This is a genomic window from Falsiroseomonas sp. (assembly GCF_051859025.1).
In the GTDB taxonomy this organism is placed as follows: Bacteria; Pseudomonadota; Alphaproteobacteria; order Acetobacterales; family Acetobacteraceae; genus Falsiroseomonas.
Map to the genome: position 1 here is coordinate 310,399 of NZ_JBHYGL010000012.1, position 19,193 is coordinate 329,591.

Sequence of the window (19,193 nt, forward strand, 5' to 3'; positions counted from 1 at the left end):
CCTCAGTCGCCGGCGCTTCGCTTGGCTGCGCCGTATTGCCGGCGGCGGCCATTCGGCCGCTTGCCCGCCGGCGGCGGACGCCACCGTCTCCGACAAGGATTTGGCATGACCCGGATGGTCAAGGTGCATCGGGTCCCGATGCGCCATCCCGCCGACATGGCGGGGATCGAGGCGCTGTTCGCGGCGCGCGCGGTGGACCCCGCCCATATCGTCGCGATCCTCGGCAAGACCGAGGGCAATGGCTGCGTCAACGATTTTACGAGAGCCTACGCCGTGAGTGCGCTGGCGACGATGCTGGCGGCGCATCTCGGCACCACGCCGGCGGTGGTGGCGGAACGCGTGGCGATGGTGATGTCGGGGGGGACTGAGGGGGGCCTCGCGCCCCACTTCATCCTGTTCTCGGTCACGGAGACGGATGCGGCGCCGACCGGCGCGCTGGCCATCGGCACCGCCTTCACGCCGGAATTCCGGCCGGAGGAGTTGGGGCGGATGGCGCAGGTGGAGGCGACCGCCGCCGCGGTGCGCGCCGCCATGGCCGATGCGGGCATCGCCGATGTGGCCGATGTCCACTACGTCCAGGTGAAATGCCCCCTGCTGACCAGCGAACGCATCGCGGAAGCAGAGGCGCGGGGTGCGACCGTCGCGACGCATGACACCTATCGCTCCATGGGCCTGTCGCGCGGGGCCTCGGCGCTCGGCGTCGCGCTGGCGCTGGGGGAGGTGGCGGCGGAGAAGCTTTCCGATGCCGTGATCGGTGAGGATTTTCGTCTGTGGTCGGGCGTGGCGAGTGCCTCGGCGGGCGTTGAACTCACGCGGAACGAGGTCGTCGTGCTGGGCAACAGCAAGGCCTGGGCGGGCGGGCTTCGGATCGCGCATGACGTGATGCAGGACGGGATCGATCTTCCGGCGGTGCAGCGCGCGCTCGCGGCTGCGGGGCTCCAGGCGCCGGGGCAGCTGACGGAAACGCAGCGCGGCAGGCTGGCGGCGCTGCTGGCGAAGGCGGAGCCGTCCTCCTCCGGGCGCATCCGCGGCAACCGCCACATCATGAACGATGACAGCGACATCAACGCCACGCGCCACGCCCGGGCGCTGGTCGGCGGCGTCGCCGCGGCGGCGACGGGGCGGACCGACCTGTTCATCTCCGGCGGCGCGGAGCATCAAGGGCCGGATGGCGGCGGGCCCGTCGCCGTGATCGTGGAGTCCTGACCATGCGTCCCGAACAACGCCTGCGCTACGCGGCACCTCAGGACCGGCCGCCGACCGCGCTGCCGAATGGGGCGGAACTCGCGATCTGGCCCGTCGTGAATGTCGAGCACTGGCTGATCGACAACCCCATGCCGCGGCAGGTCCTCAGCCCGCCGACCGGGGCGGCGCTGCTGCCGGATGTCGCCAATTGGGCCTGGCATGAATACGGGATGCGCGTCGGGTTCTGGCGTTTCCTCGACGCCTTCGCGAAGCGCGGCATCCGCCCGACGCTGTCGATCAACGGCAATGTCTGCAACGAATATCCTCGCGTGGCCCAGGCCGCCCACGATGCCGGCTGGGAATTCATGGGCCATGGCTTCGTGCAGGTGCCGACGCACCGGGAGCCCGACCAGCGCGCGATGATCGCGCGGACGGTCGAGGCCATCACCCGCTTCACGGGCGCACCGCCGTTGGGCTGGCTCGGCCCGGGGCTGACGGAGACGTTGGAGACGCCGGACCTGCTGGCGGAAGCGGGCATCCGCTACATCGCCGATTTCGTGGTGGATGATCTGCCGGCGCGGCTCAGGACCTCGGCCGGGGAGGTGCTGACCATGCCCTATTCGGTGGAACTCAACGACATTCCCATCGCCATGATCCAGCATCATGACGAACAGGAACTGCCCCGCCGCGCGCGGCTGGCGGCGGCCAGGCTGCTGGCGGAGGCCGGGCCGAAGGTGCTGTCCTTCGCCATCCACCCCTACATCACCGGCGTGCCCCACCGCATCGGCGCGCTGGAGGCGATGCTGGACGACCTGATGGCGATGCCCGGCGTGGTCTTCATGCAAGGGCGGGAGATCATGGACTGGTATTCCTCCAGCGGCGACCCGACCTGATCCGCATGAAGCTGCTGCTGATCAACGCGAACACCACCGATTCCATCACCGATCGCCTTGTCGCCATCGCGCGGGGGATGGCCCCGCCTGGTGTCACCATCACGGGCGCCACGGGGCGCTTCGGCGCGCGCTACATCGCGAGCCGCGCGGCGGCCGCGATTGCGGAACACGCGACGCTGGACGCCTTCGCAGCGCATGGCGGGGATGCCGATGCGGTGCTGATCGCCTGCTATGGCGACCCCGCGCTGGATGCGCTGCGTGAACTTTCATCCGTTCCCGTGCTGGGCCTGGCGGATGCCACCGCGCAGGAAGCCTGCCGCATCGCGCGCCGCTTCGGCGTGGTCAGCGGCGGCGCGGCCTGGAAGCCGATGCTGGAGGAGTTTCACCAGCGGCGCGGCTATGGCGACCGCCTGTCCGGCGTGCGGAGCATCACCCCGACGGGCGGCGACATCGCGCGTGACCCCGATTCCGCCTTGGCCTCATTGGCGGAAACCTGCCGGGATTGCGTGACGCTGGATGGGGCGGACGCGGTGGTGCTGGGCGGCGCCGGGCTGGCGGGGCTGGCGGCGCAGCTGGCGCCGCTCCTGCCCGTGCCGGTCCTGTGTTCGGTGGAGACGGGCATCCGCGCGGCCTTTGCGGCGATGGGCGGCGCGCGCATCGGCGCCGGCACCACCCATGCGCCGGTGGAGACCATCGGGCTGTCCGACGCGCTGGCGAAGCGGCTCGGTTAATCCTTCGCGAAACGGCGCTTCAGCGGGATGGCGGCCAGCGACAGCGCCGCCAGGCCGCAGAGCGCGCCGATGATCTGCGGCGTCAGGATGCTGCGGATCTCCAGCGTGCCGCCGGCATCCAGCACCTCCCCCAGCCCCGCGCCGGCCAGGCTGAACACGGCGGTGGCGGGCAGGATGCCGATGAGCGTCGTCATCACGAAGACCGGCAGCCGCACACCGGCGAAGGCGGGGACGAGGTTCACCAGGAAGAAGGGGAACAGCGGCACCAGGCGCAGCACCAGCAGATAGGGGCCCGCATCGCGGCGCAGCCCCGCCGCCAGCTTCTGCGCGACGGGGCCGAGGCGATCCAGCGCATCGGCGCCGAAGATCCGCCGCGCCAGCAGGAAGACCAGCGTGGCGCCGATGGTCGCCGCCACCACCGTCAGCGCGGTGCCGGCCAGCGCGCCGAACAGGAAGCCGCCGGACAGCGTCAGGATCACCGCGCCGGGGACGGAAAGCGCGACCGCCGCGGCATAGGCCAGCATGAAGCCGCCGGCGGCCAGCAGCCAGTTCGCCGCCACGAAGCCCGTCAGCGCCGCGCGGTGGCGGGCCAGCGTCTCCAGCGACAGCAGATCACCAAGCCCGGTGAAGCGCAGCGCCACCAGCGCCACGACCACGGCCAGCCCGGCCCACAGCTTCTTGGATCGCATCATCCCCCCTGGTATCGCGCCATGAACCGCCGATCGATCCAGTCCTTCAGCCACCAGGCGGCACGGCCGCCCGCCACCATGCCGTTGCGCGTGCCCAGCGCATGGCGATCGCCAAGCGAGAGCAGGACCAGCCACTCATCCTGCGGGCGATAGGGAAGCGGCGCGCGGCCTTCCGCCACGGCGCGCAGATTGCGGGCCAGGATGGGCCCCTGGCGCACGGCGACGACGCCGGCCTTGGGCAGGGGAAGCGGGTCGAAGCTGGCGCAATCCCCCACGGCGAAGACATCGCCGCGGCCGATGGCGCGCAGGCATTCATCCACGCGGAGGAAGCCGGCACGGTCGCGCCGCAGCCCGGTTTCCGCCAGCCAGGCGGGCGCGGCGGCGCCGGTAGCCCAGAGCACGGCATCCAGCGGCAAGGGCGGCAGGCGGGTGAAGCCCAGGCCCTCGGCGAAGACCTCCGCCACATCGTCGCCCTGGTGCAGGTCGACGTGGCGGGCGGCCAGCGCGGCAGTGACGCGGGTGCGCAGCGTCTCGGGGTAGCCGGGCAGCACGCCAGCGGCGCCGGCCACCAGCACCACGGCGGTGGCGGGCAGGCGGGCGCGAAGGGCCAGCGCGACCTCAACCCCCGCGGCGCCGGCGCCGACCACGCCGATGCGGGCGGGGGGCGCTTCCAGCAGGGCGCGCAGCCGCGGCAGCAGGGCGTCGATGGGCTTCAGCGGCAGGGCATGGGCGGCGGCGCCGGGGATGCGGGCGGTGTCGGGCGTGGCGCCGGTGTCCAGCGACAGCAGGTCGAAGGGCCGGGATTCGCCGCCGGCGCGATGGACGCGTTTCGCGACCAGGTCGATGCCCGTCGCCCGGTCGATCACCGCCTCCGCCCCCGCGCGGGCGGCGAGCGCCCGCACATCGATCAGCGCCTGGTCTTCGCGATAGAGGCCGGCGATGACGCCGGGGAGCATGCCGGAATAGGGGGACATCGCCTCCCGCGTCAGCAGCGTGATGCGCCAACCCGGGAGGGGCGCGGCGGCGAATTGTCGCAGCACCTCCACATGGGCATGGCCGCCGCCGACCAGCATCAGATGCTTCTGCATCGCGCCCCGATTCCAGACAGGGCGCGATGATAGCCCGGCGCTATTCCGCGGGCACCAGCCCGGGCGGGACCGGCGCCGGCTTCGTGACCTTGCGTCGGGGCAGGGACAGCCCGTTCATCGCCGGCACCACCAGCAGCGTCGCCAGCGTGCCGAGGGTGAGGCCGCCGATCATCGCCACCGCCATCGGTCCCCAGAAGACGGAGAAGGTGAGCGGCACGAAGGCCAGCACGGCGGCCAGCGCCGTCAGCACCACTGGCCGCGCGCGGCGGACGCTGCTTTCGATGATGGCGCGGCGAAGGTCCATCCCCGCTGCCAGGTCCTGCTGCACCTGGTCCACCAGGATCAGCGTGTTGCGCATCACCATTCCCGCCAGGGCGATGACGCCCAGCAGCGCCACGAAGCCGAAGGGCTGGTCCAGCAGGATCAGCGCCGCGGCGGCGCCCGGGATGCCGAGCGGCGCGGTCGCCATCACCAGCGCCACCCGGCCGAAATGGCGCAGCTGCACCATCAGGATCAGCAGCATGGCGCCGACCATGAAGGGGAAGAGGGCAAACAGGCTGGCATTGGCCTTGGAGGATTCCTCCGCCGCGCCCCCGGCCTCGATCCGCATGCCGACGGGCAGGGTGGCGGAAAGCGCCTCCATGGCCGGCAGCGCGGCGGCCGTGACGTCCGGCGCCTGCAGGCCCGGCGCGATGTCGGCGCGCACGGTCAGGAATCCCTCCCGGTTACGGCGCCAGAGGATGGGTTCCTCCATCACCGGCTCCAGCCGCGCGACCTGCGACAGCGGCACGGGGCCGGCCGCGGTGATGAGGGTGAGGTCGCCGAGGTTGTCGAGCGACCCGCGCTCGGCGGCTGGCGCGCGCAGCACCACATCCACAAGGCGCGCGCCTTCGCGCAGCTGCGTGGCGGTGACGCCGGAGAGCAGCGACTGCATGGATTGCGCGACCGCCTGGGGGGACAGGCCGAGCTGCACGACGCGATCCTCATCCAGCACCAGGCGGAGGGAGGGCGCGCGTTCGCCCCAGGCGAGCTGCACGTCCCGCGTGCCGGGCACCTGGCGCAGCGCCTCCATCACCCGTTCCGCCTGTTCGCGCAGCTGCACCGGCGTGCCGCCCATGACGCGGAACTGGACGGGGAAGCCGACGGGCGGTCCGAAATCGAGGCGGGAGACGCGAACCCGCGCTTCCGGCACCGCGCCGCTATCGACATAGGCGATCAGCTTGTCGCGGAGACGTTCGCGGGCGGGCACGTCACGCGCCTGGACCACCAGCTTGCCGAAAGCCTCGTTCGGCAGGTCCGGGTTGAGGGCGAGGAAGAAGCGGGGCGCGCCGGCGCCGACATATTCGGTGTGCATCACCGCGTCCGGGTCATCCGCCACCTGGGCGGCGACCCGCATCACGGCCTGGCGCGTCGCCTCATACCCCGCGCCCTGGCGGAGGTTGACGTCCACCAGGAGTTCGAGGCGGGCGGAGGTGGGGAAGAACTGCTTCTTCGTCATGCCCATGCCGACGAATCCCGCGCCGAGCATCGCGACGGTGGCGAGCATGACGACATAGCGATGGTCCACGCACCAGCCGACCAGGCGGCGCAGCAGCGTGTAGAAGCGGCCCTCATACTGGTGGTCATGCGCCACATGGTGCTTCGGCGTGGGCAGCAGCTTCACGCCGAGCCAGGGGGTGAACCACACCGCGACCAGCCAGCTGGCCAGCAGCGCGCCGCCCACCACCCAGAAGATGCCGCCGGCATATTCGCCGGAGGTGGAGGCCGCGAAGCCCACCGGGATGAAGCCCGCCATCGTCACCAGCGTGCCGGACAGCATCGGCCCCGCCGTGCTGCCCCAGGCGAAGGCGGCGGCGCGGGCGCGGTCCCAGCCTTCCTCAAGCTTCACGACCATCGCCTCGATCGCGATGATCGCGTCATCGACCAGTAGGCCGAGCGCCAGGATCAGCGCGCCGAGCGAGATGCGTTCCAGCTCCATCCCCCAATAGCCCATCAGGATGAAGACGGCGGCGAGGGTCAGCGGCACGGACAGCGCCACGATGATGCCGGCGCGGAAGCCGAGCGAGAGGAGCGACACCAGCAGCACCACGCCGAGTGCCACCACGAATTTGGTCAGGAACTCCGCCACGCTTTCCTGCACGATCTGTGGCTGGTTCGAGATCAACTGCAGGTCGAGCCCGGCGGAGAGGTCGTGGCGGATGGCGGCGAGTTCGCTGCGCAGGCTCTCGCCCAGCGCCAGCACGTTGAAGCCGCGCTGCTTGGCCACCGCGATCAGCACCGCGGGCGCGCCATCATGGAAGACGGCGGAGGAAGGCGGGTCCGCCAGGCCGCGCGTGACGGTCGCGATGTCGCCGAGCCGGATGGTGCGGTTGTCGCCGGCGGAGACGGGGACGGCGCGGATCGCCTCCAGCCCGTCCAGCCCGCCGCCGACGCGGAGATGGACGCGCAAATTGCCGGTCTCCACCACGCCGGCCGGGGCCACCGGGTTCTGCCGAGCCAGGGCATCGAGGATGGCGGAGGGCTGGATGCCCAGCGTCGCGAGCCGCGCGTGGCTGGCCTCGACATGGATGCGGCTCTCGATCTCGCCCTGGATCGCGACCTTCTCGACGCCGGGGATGCGCAGCAGGCGCAGGCGGATCTGCTCAGCCTGGCGCACCATCTCCGCATTGTCGGCGCCGGTCAAAGCGAGGACGGCCGAATAGACGTCGGAGTATTCATCGTTGAAGAAGGGACCGCGCACGCCGGTGGGCAGCGTGTTCGCGATGTCGCCGACCTTCTTGCGCACCTGGTACCAGAGGCCCGCGACCTCCCGCGGTGGGGTCGTATCCCGCAGGATCACGGTGGTGACGGAGGAGCCGGGGCGGGTGAAGGTCTCCACGCGGTCGAGATGGGGCAGGTCCTGCAACCGGCTCTCGATGCGGTCCGCGACCTGCGCCTGCATCTCCTCCGCCGTCGCGCCGGGCCAGGAGGCGCTGACGATCATCAGCTTGAGGGTGAAGGACGGATCCTCGGCGCGCCCGAGGCGCATATAGGCGCCGGCGCCCGCGAGGGCGAGCAGCAGGATGGCGAAGAGGGTCAGCGCGCCATTGCGCACGCCCCAGGCGGAAAGGTTGAAGCGTTCCATGGCGCGGGCCCTCAGCGCAGCGTTGCGGCGAGGCGGGACTGGACGATCCGCACGCGCTGGCCGGGATCGAGCACCTGCGGGCCCATGGCGACGATCCTGTCGCCCTGCGCGAGGGGGCCGGCGAGTTCGACGGTGGTCTCGGAGATCGCGCGGACGGTGACGGGCACGGCCTCGATCCGCCCGCCATCCAGCACGCGCCAGACCATGGGGCCCTGGCCGCGATCATGCAGCGCGGTGAGGGGCAGGGTGGCGGCGGCATCGCGCGCGACCGAAAGCCGCACCGTGCCCGTCATGCCGAGCGCGACCCAATCCGGCGCCTGCGGCAGGGCGAAGCGGACGGCGTAGGTGCGCAGCGTGGCATCGGCCTGGGGGGCGACTTCCCGGATCGTGGCGGGCAGGGCGATGTCGGGGCGCGCCCAGAAGCGGGCCTCCGCGCGGGATTGCGCCAGGCCGGGCAAAGCGGATTCGGGGACACGGACCAGCAATTCGCGCTCCGCCGGGTCCGCCAGGCGCAGCACCGCCTGGCCTTCCGGCACCACCTGGCCGGCTTCCGCCAGCATCGCGGTGACGAAGCCCGGGGAGGGGGCGCGGAGCGTGGTGTAGGAGAGGCGGTTGCGGGCGAGATCCAGCTGCGCCTGGGCGGAGATCACCCGTTCCGCCGCCGCGCGCGCCGCCGCCTGGCGCTGGTCATCCACGGCCTGGGAGACATGGCCGGCGGCCAGCAGGGACCGCCCGCGGGCGGCATCATTGGCGGCCTGGCGGGACTGCGCCTCCGCCGAGGCGAGGTCCGCTTCCGCGGCGCGGAGGCTCAGCGCCAGGTCGGCGGGGTCGAGGGTCGCGAGGGTCTGGCCGGCCTGGACGAGTTGCCCGACCTCGACCTGGCGGGTGGCGATGCGGCCACCGGTGCGGAAGCCCACATCGACCTCCCGCCGCGCGCGGACCACGCCGGTATGGGCGGTGACGGCTTCCGTGCCCGAAAGCCGGACCTCCGCGACCTGGACGGGGCGGGGCTGGGGCGGGGCCGAATCGGCGGCGGAGGCTTCGTCCCGGCAGCCCGCGAGGAGGGGCAGGAGGAGAAGGGCGGCGGCGGAACGGCGGGGCAAAGCGGGCATGGGACCTCTCCCGGTCGGGACGGTCCCAGTATGGCTATGAAGTGATGAAAGTCAATAATCGTCAGTCGACACCCATCAGGGCCGCAGGGCGCGGAGGAGGAGGTCCACCATCGCCTCCAGGTCCTGCGCGAGTTCGGTGTCCGACTTGATGTTGGCCATGCATTCCGCGATCAGGCCGGGATGCATGAAGGCGAGGGTCGCCTGCTTGATGGATTGCGCGGTGGTTTCGGGATCGATGCCGCCGAAATCGCCGCTGGCGATCCCGTCCATCACCACGTGGCGGATGGCGGTCTGGATGGCGTGGATGAAGTGTTCCACCACGCCCCAATGTTCCGCCATGGCGGCCGTCACCATGTCATGCAGCCGTCTTTCGCTGAAGAACAAAGCCATGTGGCGCTGGTGGAGGGTGCGCAGCAGCAGGCGCAGGCGTTCGGGGGGCGTGCCGGGGCCGCGGGCGATGGTCCAGATATCGGCCTCCACCCCCGTCAGCATCCGCGACGCGATGGCCTCGTTGATCGCGGATTTGGAGGCGTAGAAGCGGTAGATGTTGGCCGGCGACATGCCGAGTTCGCGGGCGATGTCGGCCACCGCGGTCTTCTGGTAGCCCATGGACCGGAACAGCGCCTCGGCCGTGTCCTCGATCCGGCGGCGGGTTTCCTCGGCGCTGGCCCCGCGGCGGGTGGGTTGGTCAATGGTATTCATGACGAATAACGTAATTCATCAGTCATAAAATTACCAGCCTCCCGCTTCCGTCTTTTCAGGGTCCGCCGAACGGGTGAGACTGCCGGGCATGAACAGCCCCTACAGCTTCGACCACCTCCACCTCCGCAGCCCGGACCCGGAGGCCGCAGCGGCCTTCTATGTCTCGGCCTTCGGCGCTTCCATCAAGGCCCGCATGACGCCCGGCGGCAAGCTGCGCGTGGTGATGGACCTGCACGGCGTGCCGGTCTTCATCGAACAGGTGCCGGCGGACACCCATGCGCCGCCGAAGCCGCCCTTCCTGGGCATCGAGCATATCGGCCTGACGGTGCAGGACATGGACGCCGCCGTCGCTGACCTGGCCGCCAAGGGCGTGGCCCTGCTGGATGGCCCGCGGGAGGCCCGGCCTGGCGTGCGCATCGCCTTCTTCGCCGCGCCGGATGGCGTGCAGGTGGAACTGATCGAGCGCAAGGGCTGACCCTGCCCGCGCGATGAGCACGCGCTGGCCACCGATCCTGGCGATCCTGGCTGGCGGCATCCTGGGCGCCGCGCAGATCGGCAAGGTGCCGGCGGCGATGACGACCATCGGCGCGGAATTCGGCCTGGGCCTGGCGGGGGCGGCGCTGCTTGTCTCCCTGTTCGCGCTGATGGCGGCGCTCGGCGGGCTCGCGATCGGCCTGGCGGCAGCGCGGATCGGGCCGAACCGGGCGCTGCTGGCGGGGCTGGGGCTCGGCGCGGTGGCGGCCTTGGCGGCGGCGCTGGCGCCGGGGGCGGCGGCATTGCTGGCCGCGCGAGTCGCGGAGGGTGCGGGCTTTCTCCTGCTGACCGTCGCGGCGCCGGGGCTGATCGCGGGGCTCGCCACGGCGAGGGACCGGGCGACGGCCATGGCGATCTGGGGGGCCTATATGCCGCTTGGCGTCGCACTCGGCCTGGCGAGCGCGCCGCTGGTCGCGGCCTTCGGCTGGCGGGTTGCCTGGGCCGGGCTGGCGGCGCTGCTGGCGGTGGCGGGGATCGCCTGCTGGCGGATGGTGCCCCGGGCGCCCGTGGCGGCAACCGGCGCGTTTCAGCCGATGGGGCAGCAGGTGCGGGCGCTGGTGGCGGCGCGGCGGCCGCTGCAGGTCGCTTCCGCCTTCGCCACCTACAACATCATGTATCTCGGCATCGCGGCCTTCCTGCCGGCGCGGCTGGAAAGCCTGGGCGCCGGGACGGGCATGGCGGGCGTGGCGGCGGCGGTGGCGGCGCTGGCCAATGCGGGGGGCAATCTGGCGTCGGGCGCGCTGATGGCGCGCGGCGTGGCGGCGGAACGGCTGGTGGTGGCCGGCGCGCTGGCGATGTCCGTCACCGCGGCCGGCGTCTACCTGGTGCCCTCCGCCATCGCGGCGACGGCGCTGGCGGTGCTGGCCTGCGGAGTCGGCGGGCTGGTGCCGGCTTCCTGCTTCGCCATCCTGCCGCGCGCCGTGCCATCGCCCGCGCTGGTGGCGCCGGCCGTGGGGCTGGTGATGCAGGGGAACAATCTGGCGCAGTTGTTGGCGCCGCCTGCCATCGGCGCGCTGGCCGCGATCGCCTGGCCACTGGCCGCGCTGCCCCTGCTGGCGGCAGGGCTGCTCGCCGCGCTGGCAGGGCGTGCGCTGACACGCTGAGTATACGCCGCGCGGGTCTTTTCGTGCGCGTGGGCAGCGCATAGCCTTCGCCCATCGCGGCCCCTTCGACGGCTGCGCCCATCATCGACGAAGGGAGCATCCATGAATCGCCGCGATATCTTCGGCCTTGCCGCCGGCGCCGCCGCACTGCCCATGCTGGGTTCCGCCGCGCAGGCGCGGCCGCTGGACCAGATCCTGTCCACCAAGCGGCTGCGCGCCGGCATCAACCCGACGTTGCCGCCGATGGGCCTGTTCAACGAACGCAACCAGATCGACGGCTTCGACGCCGACATCGCGCGGGAAATCGCGCGGCGGATGAATGTGGAGCTGGAGATCGTGCAGGTCGGCAGCCCCGACCGCATCCCCTTCCTGCAGTCGGACCGCATCGACATCGTGCTGGGCTCCATCACCCGCACGATCGAGCGCGCGCTGGTCATCGACTACACCGTGCCGCTGCACACCCAGTCCATGGTGGTGCTGACGAAGCAGAGCGGGACGGCGGTGCCGATCAACACGCCGGCCGACCTGAATAATCGCGCGGTGCGGCTGGTGCAGGTGCGGGGCACCGTGGGCGTGCCCTGGATCCAGGCCAATGCGGCGCAGGCGCAGGTCACGCTGCTGGACAACTACCCAGACTGCTTCCGCGCGCTCGCCCAGGGGCGTGCCGATGCGATGGTGGATGTGGCGGAATCCATCGTCATCCCGATGCGCAACTTCCCGGTGCAGTGGAAGATCCTGGACCAGGTGCTGGCCAGCTTCTGGGTCGGCATCGGCGTGCAGAAGGGCAATTACGCGCTCCGCGACGTGCTGAACGTGATCCTGTTCGAACTGCATCGCACCGGCTTCGTGAACACGACGTGGCAGAAGTATTTCGGCGTCCCGATGACGACGCCGATCCCCTTCAACCCGATGTTTTGATTCTCCCCACGACAACGCTGCGCTTTGCCGCGGGGACCCCGGGGATGGCGCCTTTCCCGGGAAAGTCGGTGCGTCCTGCCGTGGCAAAGCCACGGCAGGCTTGCGGGGAGCGACGAGTGGCTGAGGCACTGCTTTTCGCATGACCCTGCAATACGGCCAGGTATGGCAATACCTTCCGGACTTCCTGCTGGGCGCGGGCATGGCGCTGTGGATCGCGGCCGTCGCCTTCGCGGGCGGGCTGGTGATCGGGCTGGTCGGCGCGGCAGTGCTGAGCTTCGGGCCGCGCGCGGCGCGCATCCCGGTGATCGCCTATGTGCGCTTCTTCACCTACACGCCGCAGCTCGTGCAGATCTTCTTCCTGTTCTTCGCCCTGCCGGAGATGGGCATCATCCTGTCCCCCGTCGCCGCCGTGCTGATCGGCATGACGCTGAATGCCGGCGCCTACCTCACGGAGATCGAGCGCGCGGGGTTCGAGAGCGTGCCGCGCGCGGAACTCGACGCGGCGGAGACGCTGGGCTTCAGCCGCGCGCAGACGGTCTGGTACGTGATCGCGCCGCATGTCGTCCGCGCGCTGTATCCCGCCTTGTCCAGCCACTACATCATCATGACGCTCGGCACCTCCATGGCCGCGATCTTCGGGGTGGAGGAGCTGACGGGCCGCGCGCTGAACGCGAATGCGATCAGCTTCCGGTCGGTCGAGATCTTCTCCATCGTCGCCGTCATCTATATCGGGCTGACCATCATCGCCTCCGCCCTGTTGTGGCTGGTGGGGCGCTGGCTGTTCCGGGTGAAGGCGAAGGTGTTCTGATGTCGGCCTGGGACATCATCCTCATGGAGGCCCCCAGGTTCTTCACCTGGTGGAACATGAAGTTCCTGCTGGAGGCGCTGGGCAATACGCTGCTCGCCTCCGTCGCGGGATGCGGGATCGGCTACGCGATCGGCTTCGTGATGTCGGTGCTGCGGCTGCCGCAGGTGATGCCGGTGGCGCCTGTGCGTGCTGCCGCGATCCTCTGGGTGGAAATCTTCCGCCGCATCCCCTTCCTGGTGCTGCTGCTGCTGGTCTTCTTCCTCAGCCAGTTCGCCAAGGTCGAGGCGCCGCTCTGGGTCATCGCCGTCACCGCGGTCGCGCTGCGCATGTCGGCACTCGCCGCGGAGAATATCCGCGCGGGGTTCGAGACGGTGAAGCGCACGCAGTGGGAGGCGGCGCTGACGATGAATATCGGCGCGCTGACGACGATGTGGCGGATCATCCTGCCGCAGAGCTGGCGGGTGATCCTGCCGCCCTCCATCGTCCATGTGCTGTCGATGGTGAAGGAGACGTCGCTGGTCAGCCAGATCGGCTTCATCGAGGTGACCTTCGCCGCGAAGATGCTGACGCAGCGCGGTTTCTCCGCGCTGCTGACCTATGGCACGGCGCTGGTGCTGTATTTCTGCGTGAGCTTCGTGCTGGCCAATCTCGGCCGCTACGCGGAGAGGCGCCTCACAAGCCGGAAGCCTTCATCGCTGCCCGCAGCATAGCGGCCTCCTCGCCTTCCACCGGCGGCTGGGGCGGGCGGATGGCGGGGCAGGGGATGATGCCCATCTCAACGAGGCAGAATTTCAGCCGTGCGGTGGCGCGGCCGCCGGGGGGCGCGCCGTAGATCGCCTCCGCCAACGGTTCCAGTTGCTCATGCAGGGCGCGGGCGCCGGGCAGATCATTGGCGCGCACGGCGGCGTCCAGCGCCACGATCTCATCCGGCATCAGATCGGCGAGCGACACCAGCGATCCGTCGGAGCCATGGACGTAGCAGGCGAAGAGGTGTTCGTCGCCGGAGGCGCAGACCGCGACATCGGGGCGCTTCGCGCGCACCTGGCGGCGCAGCGCGTCATAGCCATCGACCTCCCAGCCGCCCTCCTTGATGCCCACGACTTCCGGGATGTCGAGCAGTGCATCCAGCGTGGACGGAGGAAACCCCATGCGGCCGGCGGCGTGGTGGGCCTGGAACAGCCAGATGGGCATCCCTGGCACGGCATCGCGGATGGTGCGGTGGTGGAGGACCGACTGCGCGGTGGAATGGGCGAGGGCGAAGCTGTTGGGCAGGAAGACCATGATGGCGTCGGCCCCGGCCTCCCGCGCCTCCCGCGCCTCGGCCGCGGCTTCCAGGCTGCTTTCGGCATTCACGCCGGCGACGACGATGCGCGTGGCGCCGACGGTCGCGACGGTCACCTCCACGGCGCGCTTCTTCTCGGCGCGGGACATGACGAAATTCTCGCCGGCATGGCCGTTCATCAGGACACCGGCGATGCCATCGCGCAGCGTGCAATGCGCAGTGTGCTTCGCATAGGCGTCCCAGTCCGGCGAGAAATCCTCGCGCATCGGCAGGACGGTCGAGGGATAGATGCCGTGAAACCGGGAAGAACCTTCGGGGATCATGCGGCCTTGTCCTTCGCCAGCAGGCGGTCGATGGGGAACAGCGGGAGTTCGGGCGCCTGCCCGCAGATGGCCTGGGCCAGAAGTTTCCCCATATAGGGGCCGCTGGTGTAGCCGGAATGGACGCTGCCGATGATCCAGGCATCCGGCACGCCGGGGATCGGGCCTATCGCCGGCAGGGCATCCGCCGTCTCCGCTTCCAGCCCCAGCCAGGACCGCACCACGCGCGCATCGCGCAGCGCCGGGATGGTATGTGCGGCCAGGCGGACATTGCCGAGGAAGCTGTCCGGCTTCACCGCCAGGCCGCCGCGCTCGCGATCCCCGATCCCCTGCCAGCCGCCGCCGATCAGCACCGTGCCATTGGCGTATTGCTTCAGGCTGAGCAGGCCGGAGGCGACGCCGAGCACCGTGCGCATCACCGGCGGCAGCCGTTCCGTGACGACCAGCTGGTTGATCAGCACCTTGATCGGCAGGTTGATCCCGAGCCAGCCCGCCATGTCCTGTAGCCACACGCCCCCGGCCAGCACCACGCGCGTGGCGCGAATCTCGCCCGCTTCCGTGTCGATGGAGAAGCCGGGCTGAATGCCGCGCACCGCCGTGTTCTCCCGCAACTCGACCCCGGCATGGAGCAGCGCGGGGCGGAAGGCGCGGCCTGTCAGGTAGGCGCTGGTGAATCCGTCGATGGGGCAATGGCCCGCGAGCAGCGCCTTGTCGGAGAGGCCGGGCTCGATCTCCCGCGCCCGGGCGGTGCTGACGATCTCGATCGGCGCGCCGGCCTGGCGGCGGAAATGCGCGCGTTCCTCCAGCATGGCGATCTCATGCTCGGTGAAGGCAACGGAGAGGCCGGGGCAATCGACGGCCTGCACATGGCCGCCATCGCACCAATCGGCCATGCGCATCCACATCTCATGCGCGCGCAAGGCGTAGGGGACGAGGGCGGCGCGCGTCATCTGCATGGTGAGCGTGCCGGCATTGACGCCCGACGCCTCCCGGCAGATTTCGCCGCGGTCCAGCAGCACGACCTTCATGCCGGCGCGGGCCAGGTGCAGGGCGGTGCTGCAACCCATGACGCCGGCGCCGATCACGGCGACATCGAAGGGGGCCTTCATATTGGTGCCGGCCTCGGCACGGGGATATCCGCGTAGTCGAAATCGCCGAGCAGCGCGTCCATCGCCACGGGGCGCAGCGGCACGCGGCCGGTGGCGAAGCCTGCCTTCTCCCGCCCTCCCACCCTGGCGGCCACGAGTTCCGCGGCGGCTTCCCCGCAGATGCGGCCCTGGCAGGGGCCCATGCCGCAGCGTGTGAACTGCTTCACCTGGTTCATCGCGGTGGCGCCGTCGGCGACCGCGGATTCGATCTGCGCGCGGGTGACGCCCTCACACCGGCAGATGATCGTCTCGGCGGGGATCGCCGCCACCAGTGCCGGGCGCAGCGCCATCATCCGTGCCATGGCGCCGCCGGCGCGGGATGCGCGGGCGAAATCGGTGGCGGGGGTGGCGCGCGCGGCGGCGTGCGTGGCCGCGTCGATCAGGGCCAGGTCACGCATCGCCGCCAGCGCGGCCAGGCGGCCGGAGGCAGGGGCGGCCGCGGCGCCGCGCACGCCCGATCCATCGCCGCAGGCGTAGAGCTGCGCGATGGAGGTGCGGCGATCCTCGTCCAGCACGGGCACCCAGCCGCCGGACGGTGCCTCATAGCGGTGCGCGGCGCGGAAGGCGCGCGTCGCCTCCGTCGCGGGCACCAGGCCGTGGCCGATGGTCAGGGCGTCACACTCGATCACACGCTCCGCCCCGCCGGCGAGTGGCGCGACGCGGATGCGGCGCAGCACGTCATCGCCTTCCGCCGCCACCACGCGATGCGCGGCCAGCACGGGCACGCCCTTGGCCATCAGCCCCGCGCGCCAGGCGGCGCCCCGCGCCAGCAGATCCGGCCGGGCCATCAGCGCGGGCAGCGCCGCGATCCATTCCGATGTGGCGGCCAGGTCCACCACCGCCGCGACCGTCGCGCCGGCCTTCGCGACCTTGGCGGCCACGGCATAGAGCAGCGGCCCCGCGCCCGCGACCACGACGCGCCTTCCCGGCAGCACGCCATTCGCCTTCAGCAGGATCGTCGCCGCGGCCAGGCCCAGCACGCCGGGCAGGGTCCAGCCGGGGAAGGGGATGATGCGTTCATGCGTGCCGGTGGCGAGCACCAGCGCGCGTGCCTCGGTGATGGTGTTGCTGCCATCCGGCGCCAGCGCATCCAGGCGGAAGAGCGCGGTCGCATCGCCGAGCGGCACCAGCGGCCCGCCGCCGACGCCCCAGACGCGATGGCCCACCCTCACCACCGCGCCACTGGCTGCGAGGGAGGCGCGCAGTGCATCGCCTGCGTCGCGATCCGCGTCGCGCGGCATGGCGTAGCCCACGGGTGGCGCGCGATAGACCTGGCCGCCCGGCGCGGGGCTTTCGTCGAACAGCACGACCTTCGCGCCGCGCCGTGCGGCCTCGGTCGCCGCGGCCATGCCCGCCGGGCCCGCGCCGAGGACGGCGATATCCACCACGCTGCCCGCAGCGATATCCACCACGCTGCCCGCAGCGATGTCGATCATGCCGCCGTCACCACCATGCCCGCGCGCACCGGCACCAGGCAGGATTGCGCCAGCCTTCCATCCACGCGCACCAGGCATTGCTGGCAGACGCCCATCATGCAGAGCGCCGCGCGCGGGCGGGCGGGATCGAGGCCCTCGCCGAGCCGGCGTATACCGGATGCGATCAAGGCGGCGGCGAGGCTTTCGCCCGCCGGCGCGCTCAAGGTCGCGTCGCCGAAGCGGAATTTCACCGGTGCGGGGCGCGTCATGCCCGCGATGCGAAGATCATCTGCCACGGTGGTGAGCATATCCTCGCGTGCAATTCCGTCCATGCCCCCTGGCCATGCCCCCGGGGTCGCTTGACGCCGATGGGATCGCGCACGGACACTCCCGACCGACGGAACCGGAAGAGGGATCGGGCTTGGCCTTCCTTGCGCTTGATGGGCTGACCGCCAGCTACGGCGGCAAGGCGGATGTGCTCAACGACGTCACGCTCCGCTTCGCGAAGGGGGAGGTGGTGGGGCTGATCGGTCCCTCGGGGTCCGGCAAGTCATCGCTGCTGCGCGCGCTGGTCGGGCTGCTGAAGCCGCGCGCGGGCCGCGTGACCATCGGGGATGAGGTGGTGGACTATGCCAGCCGCGCCAGCCTGCGCGCGGCGCGCGACCGCTTCGCCATCGTCTTCCAGCAATACAACCTGTTCCAGAACATGACGGCGCTGCGCAATGTCGCCATCGCGCCGACCCTGGTGAAGAAGCGTCCCTCCGCCGCGGTGGAGGAGGAGGCGCGCGCGCTGCTGACGAAGGTCGGCCTCGGCGCGAAGTTCAACGCCTATCCGGACGAACTTTCCGGCGGGCAGCAGCAGCGCGTGGCGATCGCGCGCGCGCTGGCGCTGCGCCCCGACATCCTGCTGCTGGACGAAGTGACCAGCGCGCTCGACCCCGAACTGGTGAATGAGGTGCTGGACACCATCCGCGCGCTGCATGCGGATGGGATGACGATGCTGATCGTGAGCCATGAGATGGCCTTCATCCGCGAAGTCGCCACCACCGTCGTCTTCATGGACCAGGGCCGGGTGGTGGAGGTGGGGCCGCCGGCCCAGATCTTCGATGCGCCGCAGAGCCCGCGCCTGAAGGAATTCACCGCGAAGATCCTGCGGCACTGAACCGCGCCCGACACGACAAGGAACGCCCCGATGCCCTACGTCCCGCCCGGTTCGCACCTGCTGAAGGGCGCCATCGACTGCCATGTCCATTGCGCGCCGCATCTGAACGGCCGCAGCGTCAATGTGTTCGAAGCCGTCCGCCAGGCCGCCGCCGCCGGCATGAAGGCCATCGGCATCATGTGCAACTTCCAGAACACATCGGGCTTCGCCGCGCTGGCGAATGACGAACTCGGCCATCTCGGCTGCCAGGCCTTCGGCGGCGTCATCATGCAGCCGACGGCCGGCGGCGTGACGCTGGAAGTGGCGAAGGCCGCCATCGGCTATGGCTACGGCCCCGGCACCGGCGCGCGCTTCGTGTCCCTGCCCACGCACCACACCCGCTACATCGCGGAACGGGAGGGCCGCGGCCCCGCTTTCCTCGAGACCACCTTCCAGGTGCCGGACAACAACGTCGTCCCCGACGTGGTCTGCGCCATCATGGACCTCTGCGCCGAGCGCGACGTGGTGTTCGATTGCGGCCATGTCTCCGGCCGTGAGGCCGTGGCGCTGACGGAGGAGGCGAGGAAGCGCGGCGTGACGCGGATCCGCACCCACGGTTCGCGCTACAGCACGGACCAGATCGCGGCCATCGTGGCGCTCGGCGGCTATGTGGAACTCAGCTTCTTCATCCTGACCCATGCGACCCAGGTCGGCCTGACCCATGTGGATGAGGAGAAGCACAAGATCTCCTCCTCCAGCACCATCCAGGATTTCACGCCGCGCATCCGCGCCGCGGGGGATCGCTGCATCCTCTCCTCCGATGCCGGCGTCTTCCTGCTGCCGCCGCCGGTGGAGGCATTCCGGGAATATCTCCTCCTCGTGCAAAGCGAAGGGTTCTCGGATGCCGAATTGCGGCGGATGACCTCGACCAATCCGGCGGCACTGTTCGGGATCGACTGACGGGCCGCCCCCCGCTCAACACCCCGTCGGGCCCCAAGCT

19 protein-coding genes are annotated in these 19,193 nt (G+C 70.8%); 10 read left to right on the forward strand and 9 right to left on the reverse strand.

Annotated features, from left to right (window positions below; all coding sequences use genetic code 11):
• Nucleotides 1-105: 105 nt before the first annotated feature.
• From ACTIE5_RS13630 to ACTIE5_RS13640, 3 genes are read left to right on the forward strand one after another with little or no spacing between them, the layout of a single operon-like run.
• Nucleotides 106-1,206, forward strand: coding sequence for a ring-opening amidohydrolase (locus tag ACTIE5_RS13630; protein ID WP_439550247.1), 1,101 nt, complete (start codon nucleotides 106-108; stop codon nucleotides 1,204-1,206).
• A gap of 2 nt (nucleotides 1,207-1,208) precedes the next feature.
• Nucleotides 1,209-2,078 (forward strand): polysaccharide deacetylase family protein, encoded by an 870-nt coding sequence (locus tag ACTIE5_RS13635; protein ID WP_439550248.1) that lies wholly within the window; start codon nucleotides 1,209-1,211, stop codon nucleotides 2,076-2,078.
• A gap of 5 nt (nucleotides 2,079-2,083) precedes the next feature.
• Nucleotides 2,084-2,809, forward strand: coding sequence for an aspartate/glutamate racemase family protein (locus ACTIE5_RS13640; protein WP_439550249.1), 726 nt, complete (start codon nucleotides 2,084-2,086; stop codon nucleotides 2,807-2,809).
• Here the strand turns inward: ACTIE5_RS13640 and ACTIE5_RS13645 are convergent.
• The 5 genes from ACTIE5_RS13645 to ACTIE5_RS13665 all read right to left on the reverse strand — a co-directional run bounded on the left by ACTIE5_RS13645 (nucleotide 2,806) and on the right by ACTIE5_RS13665 (nucleotide 9,524).
• A complete protein-coding gene (locus tag ACTIE5_RS13645) occupies nucleotides 2,806-3,501 on the reverse strand; it encodes a TVP38/TMEM64 family protein (protein WP_439550250.1) in 696 nt (231 codons plus the stop codon). The genes ACTIE5_RS13640 and ACTIE5_RS13645 overlap by 4 nt on opposite strands.
• Entirely contained in the window at nucleotides 3,498-4,586 is a 1,089-nt protein-coding gene (locus ACTIE5_RS13650; protein WP_439550251.1) for an FAD-dependent oxidoreductase, read from the reverse strand. The genes ACTIE5_RS13645 and ACTIE5_RS13650 overlap by 4 nt, the downstream gene beginning before the upstream one ends.
• 40 nt (nucleotides 4,587-4,626) lie before the next feature.
• Nucleotides 4,627-7,710 (reverse strand): efflux RND transporter permease subunit, encoded by a 3,084-nt coding sequence (locus tag ACTIE5_RS13655; protein WP_439550252.1) that lies wholly within the window; start codon nucleotides 7,708-7,710, stop codon nucleotides 4,627-4,629.
• An 11-nt stretch (nucleotides 7,711-7,721) separates the two neighbouring features.
• Entirely contained in the window at nucleotides 7,722-8,822 is a 1,101-nt protein-coding gene (locus ACTIE5_RS13660) for an efflux RND transporter periplasmic adaptor subunit (RefSeq protein WP_439550253.1), read from the reverse strand.
• Nucleotides 8,823-8,897: 75 nt separating this feature from the next.
• Nucleotides 8,898-9,524: a TetR family transcriptional regulator gene (locus ACTIE5_RS13665; RefSeq protein WP_439550254.1), complete on the reverse strand. Its 627-nt coding sequence runs from the start codon at nucleotides 9,522-9,524 to the stop codon at nucleotides 8,898-8,900.
• 88 nt (nucleotides 9,525-9,612) lie between these two features.
• Between ACTIE5_RS13665 and ACTIE5_RS13670 the strand changes: the two genes are divergently transcribed.
• The 5 genes from ACTIE5_RS13670 (at nucleotide 9,613) to ACTIE5_RS13690 (ending at nucleotide 13,597) form a co-directional block, all read left to right on the forward strand.
• Nucleotides 9,613-9,999 carry a VOC family protein gene (locus ACTIE5_RS13670; RefSeq protein ID WP_439550255.1) on the forward strand — a complete coding sequence of 129 codons (387 nt, stop codon included), beginning with the start codon at nucleotides 9,613-9,615 and terminating at the stop codon, nucleotides 9,997-9,999.
• A gap of 13 nt (nucleotides 10,000-10,012) precedes the next feature.
• Nucleotides 10,013-11,161 carry an MFS transporter gene (locus tag ACTIE5_RS13675; RefSeq protein ID WP_439550256.1) on the forward strand — a complete coding sequence of 383 codons (1,149 nt, stop codon included), beginning with the start codon at nucleotides 10,013-10,015 and terminating at the stop codon, nucleotides 11,159-11,161.
• A 102-nt stretch (nucleotides 11,162-11,263) separates the two neighbouring features.
• Nucleotides 11,264-12,079, forward strand: a complete 816-nt coding sequence (locus ACTIE5_RS13680) for a transporter substrate-binding domain-containing protein (protein ID WP_439550257.1) — start codon at nucleotides 11,264-11,266, stop codon at nucleotides 12,077-12,079.
• 139 nt (nucleotides 12,080-12,218) lie between these two features.
• Entirely contained in the window at nucleotides 12,219-12,887 is a 669-nt protein-coding gene (locus ACTIE5_RS13685; RefSeq protein ID WP_439550258.1) for an amino acid ABC transporter permease, read from the forward strand.
• Complete coding sequence (locus tag ACTIE5_RS13690; RefSeq protein WP_439550259.1) at nucleotides 12,887-13,597, forward strand: amino acid ABC transporter permease; 711 nt, start codon at nucleotides 12,887-12,889, stop codon at nucleotides 13,595-13,597. The genes ACTIE5_RS13685 and ACTIE5_RS13690 overlap by 1 nt, the downstream gene beginning before the upstream one ends.
• On the opposite strand, the gene ACTIE5_RS13695 is transcribed toward ACTIE5_RS13690, so the two are convergent.
• Genes ACTIE5_RS13695 through ACTIE5_RS13710 form a run of 4 tightly spaced genes read right to left on the reverse strand, consistent with a single transcriptional unit; the run spans nucleotide 13,560 to nucleotide 17,348 of the window.
• A complete protein-coding gene (locus ACTIE5_RS13695; protein ID WP_439550260.1) occupies nucleotides 13,560-14,492 on the reverse strand; it encodes a dihydrodipicolinate synthase family protein in 933 nt (310 codons plus the stop codon). The two genes, ACTIE5_RS13690 and ACTIE5_RS13695, sit on opposite strands and share 38 nt — an antisense overlap.
• A complete protein-coding gene (locus ACTIE5_RS13700) occupies nucleotides 14,489-15,598 on the reverse strand; it encodes an NAD(P)/FAD-dependent oxidoreductase (RefSeq protein ID WP_439550261.1) in 1,110 nt (369 codons plus the stop codon). The genes ACTIE5_RS13695 and ACTIE5_RS13700 overlap by 4 nt, the downstream gene beginning before the upstream one ends.
• Complete coding sequence (locus ACTIE5_RS13705; protein WP_439550262.1) at nucleotides 15,595-17,073, reverse strand: FAD-dependent oxidoreductase; 1,479 nt, start codon at nucleotides 17,071-17,073, stop codon at nucleotides 15,595-15,597. Before ACTIE5_RS13705 ends, ACTIE5_RS13700 begins: the two co-directional genes overlap by 4 nt.
• A complete protein-coding gene (locus ACTIE5_RS13710) occupies nucleotides 17,070-17,348 on the reverse strand; it encodes a (2Fe-2S)-binding protein (RefSeq protein WP_439550263.1) in 279 nt (92 codons plus the stop codon). The genes ACTIE5_RS13705 and ACTIE5_RS13710 overlap by 4 nt, the downstream gene beginning before the upstream one ends.
• 125 nt (nucleotides 17,349-17,473) lie before the next feature.
• On the opposite strand from ACTIE5_RS13710, the gene ACTIE5_RS13715 reads away from it, so the two are divergent.
• Entirely contained in the window at nucleotides 17,474-18,214 is a 741-nt protein-coding gene (locus ACTIE5_RS13715) for an amino acid ABC transporter ATP-binding protein (protein WP_439550264.1), read from the forward strand.
• A gap of 30 nt (nucleotides 18,215-18,244) precedes the next feature.
• Nucleotides 18,245-19,153 (forward strand): DUF6282 family protein, encoded by a 909-nt coding sequence (locus ACTIE5_RS13720; protein ID WP_439550265.1) that lies wholly within the window; start codon nucleotides 18,245-18,247, stop codon nucleotides 19,151-19,153.
• Nucleotides 19,154-19,193 lie beyond the last annotated feature (40 nt).

What these genes read in the sequence shown, in the direction of transcription:
- ACTIE5_RS13630 (WP_439550247.1), top strand. Translation starts at nt 106, where the DNA reads ATGACCCGGATGGTCAAGGTGCATCGGGTCCCGATGCGCCATCCCGCC.
- ACTIE5_RS13635 (WP_439550248.1), top strand. Translation starts at nt 1,209, where the DNA reads ATGCGTCCCGAACAACGCCTGCGCTACGCGGCACCTCAGGACCGGCCG.
- ACTIE5_RS13640 (WP_439550249.1), top strand. Translation starts at nt 2,084, where the DNA reads ATGAAGCTGCTGCTGATCAACGCGAACACCACCGATTCCATCACCGAT.
- ACTIE5_RS13645 (WP_439550250.1), bottom strand. Translation starts at nt 3,501, where the DNA reads ATGATGCGATCCAAGAAGCTGTGGGCCGGGCTGGCCGTGGTCGTGGCG.
- ACTIE5_RS13650 (WP_439550251.1), bottom strand. Translation starts at nt 4,586, where the DNA reads ATGCAGAAGCATCTGATGCTGGTCGGCGGCGGCCATGCCCATGTGGAG.
- ACTIE5_RS13655 (WP_439550252.1), bottom strand. Translation starts at nt 7,710, where the DNA reads ATGGAACGCTTCAACCTTTCCGCCTGGGGCGTGCGCAATGGCGCGCTG.
- ACTIE5_RS13660 (WP_439550253.1), bottom strand. Translation starts at nt 8,822, where the DNA reads ATGCCCGCTTTGCCCCGCCGTTCCGCCGCCGCCCTTCTCCTCCTGCCC.
- ACTIE5_RS13665 (WP_439550254.1), bottom strand. Translation starts at nt 9,524, where the DNA reads ATGAATACCATTGACCAACCCACCCGCCGCGGGGCCAGCGCCGAGGAA.
- ACTIE5_RS13670 (WP_439550255.1), top strand. Translation starts at nt 9,613, where the DNA reads ATGAACAGCCCCTACAGCTTCGACCACCTCCACCTCCGCAGCCCGGAC.
- ACTIE5_RS13675 (WP_439550256.1), top strand. Translation starts at nt 10,013, where the DNA reads ATGAGCACGCGCTGGCCACCGATCCTGGCGATCCTGGCTGGCGGCATC.
- ACTIE5_RS13680 (WP_439550257.1), top strand. Translation starts at nt 11,264, where the DNA reads ATGAATCGCCGCGATATCTTCGGCCTTGCCGCCGGCGCCGCCGCACTG.
- ACTIE5_RS13685 (WP_439550258.1), top strand. Translation starts at nt 12,219, where the DNA reads ATGACCCTGCAATACGGCCAGGTATGGCAATACCTTCCGGACTTCCTG.
- ACTIE5_RS13690 (WP_439550259.1), top strand. Translation starts at nt 12,887, where the DNA reads ATGTCGGCCTGGGACATCATCCTCATGGAGGCCCCCAGGTTCTTCACC.
- ACTIE5_RS13695 (WP_439550260.1), bottom strand. Translation starts at nt 14,492, where the DNA reads ATGATCCCCGAAGGTTCTTCCCGGTTTCACGGCATCTATCCCTCGACC.
- ACTIE5_RS13700 (WP_439550261.1), bottom strand. Translation starts at nt 15,598, where the DNA reads ATGAAGGCCCCCTTCGATGTCGCCGTGATCGGCGCCGGCGTCATGGGT.
- ACTIE5_RS13705 (WP_439550262.1), bottom strand. Translation starts at nt 17,073, where the DNA reads ATGATCGACATCGCTGCGGGCAGCGTGGTGGATATCGCTGCGGGCAGC.
- ACTIE5_RS13720 (WP_439550265.1), top strand. Translation starts at nt 18,245, where the DNA reads ATGCCCTACGTCCCGCCCGGTTCGCACCTGCTGAAGGGCGCCATCGAC.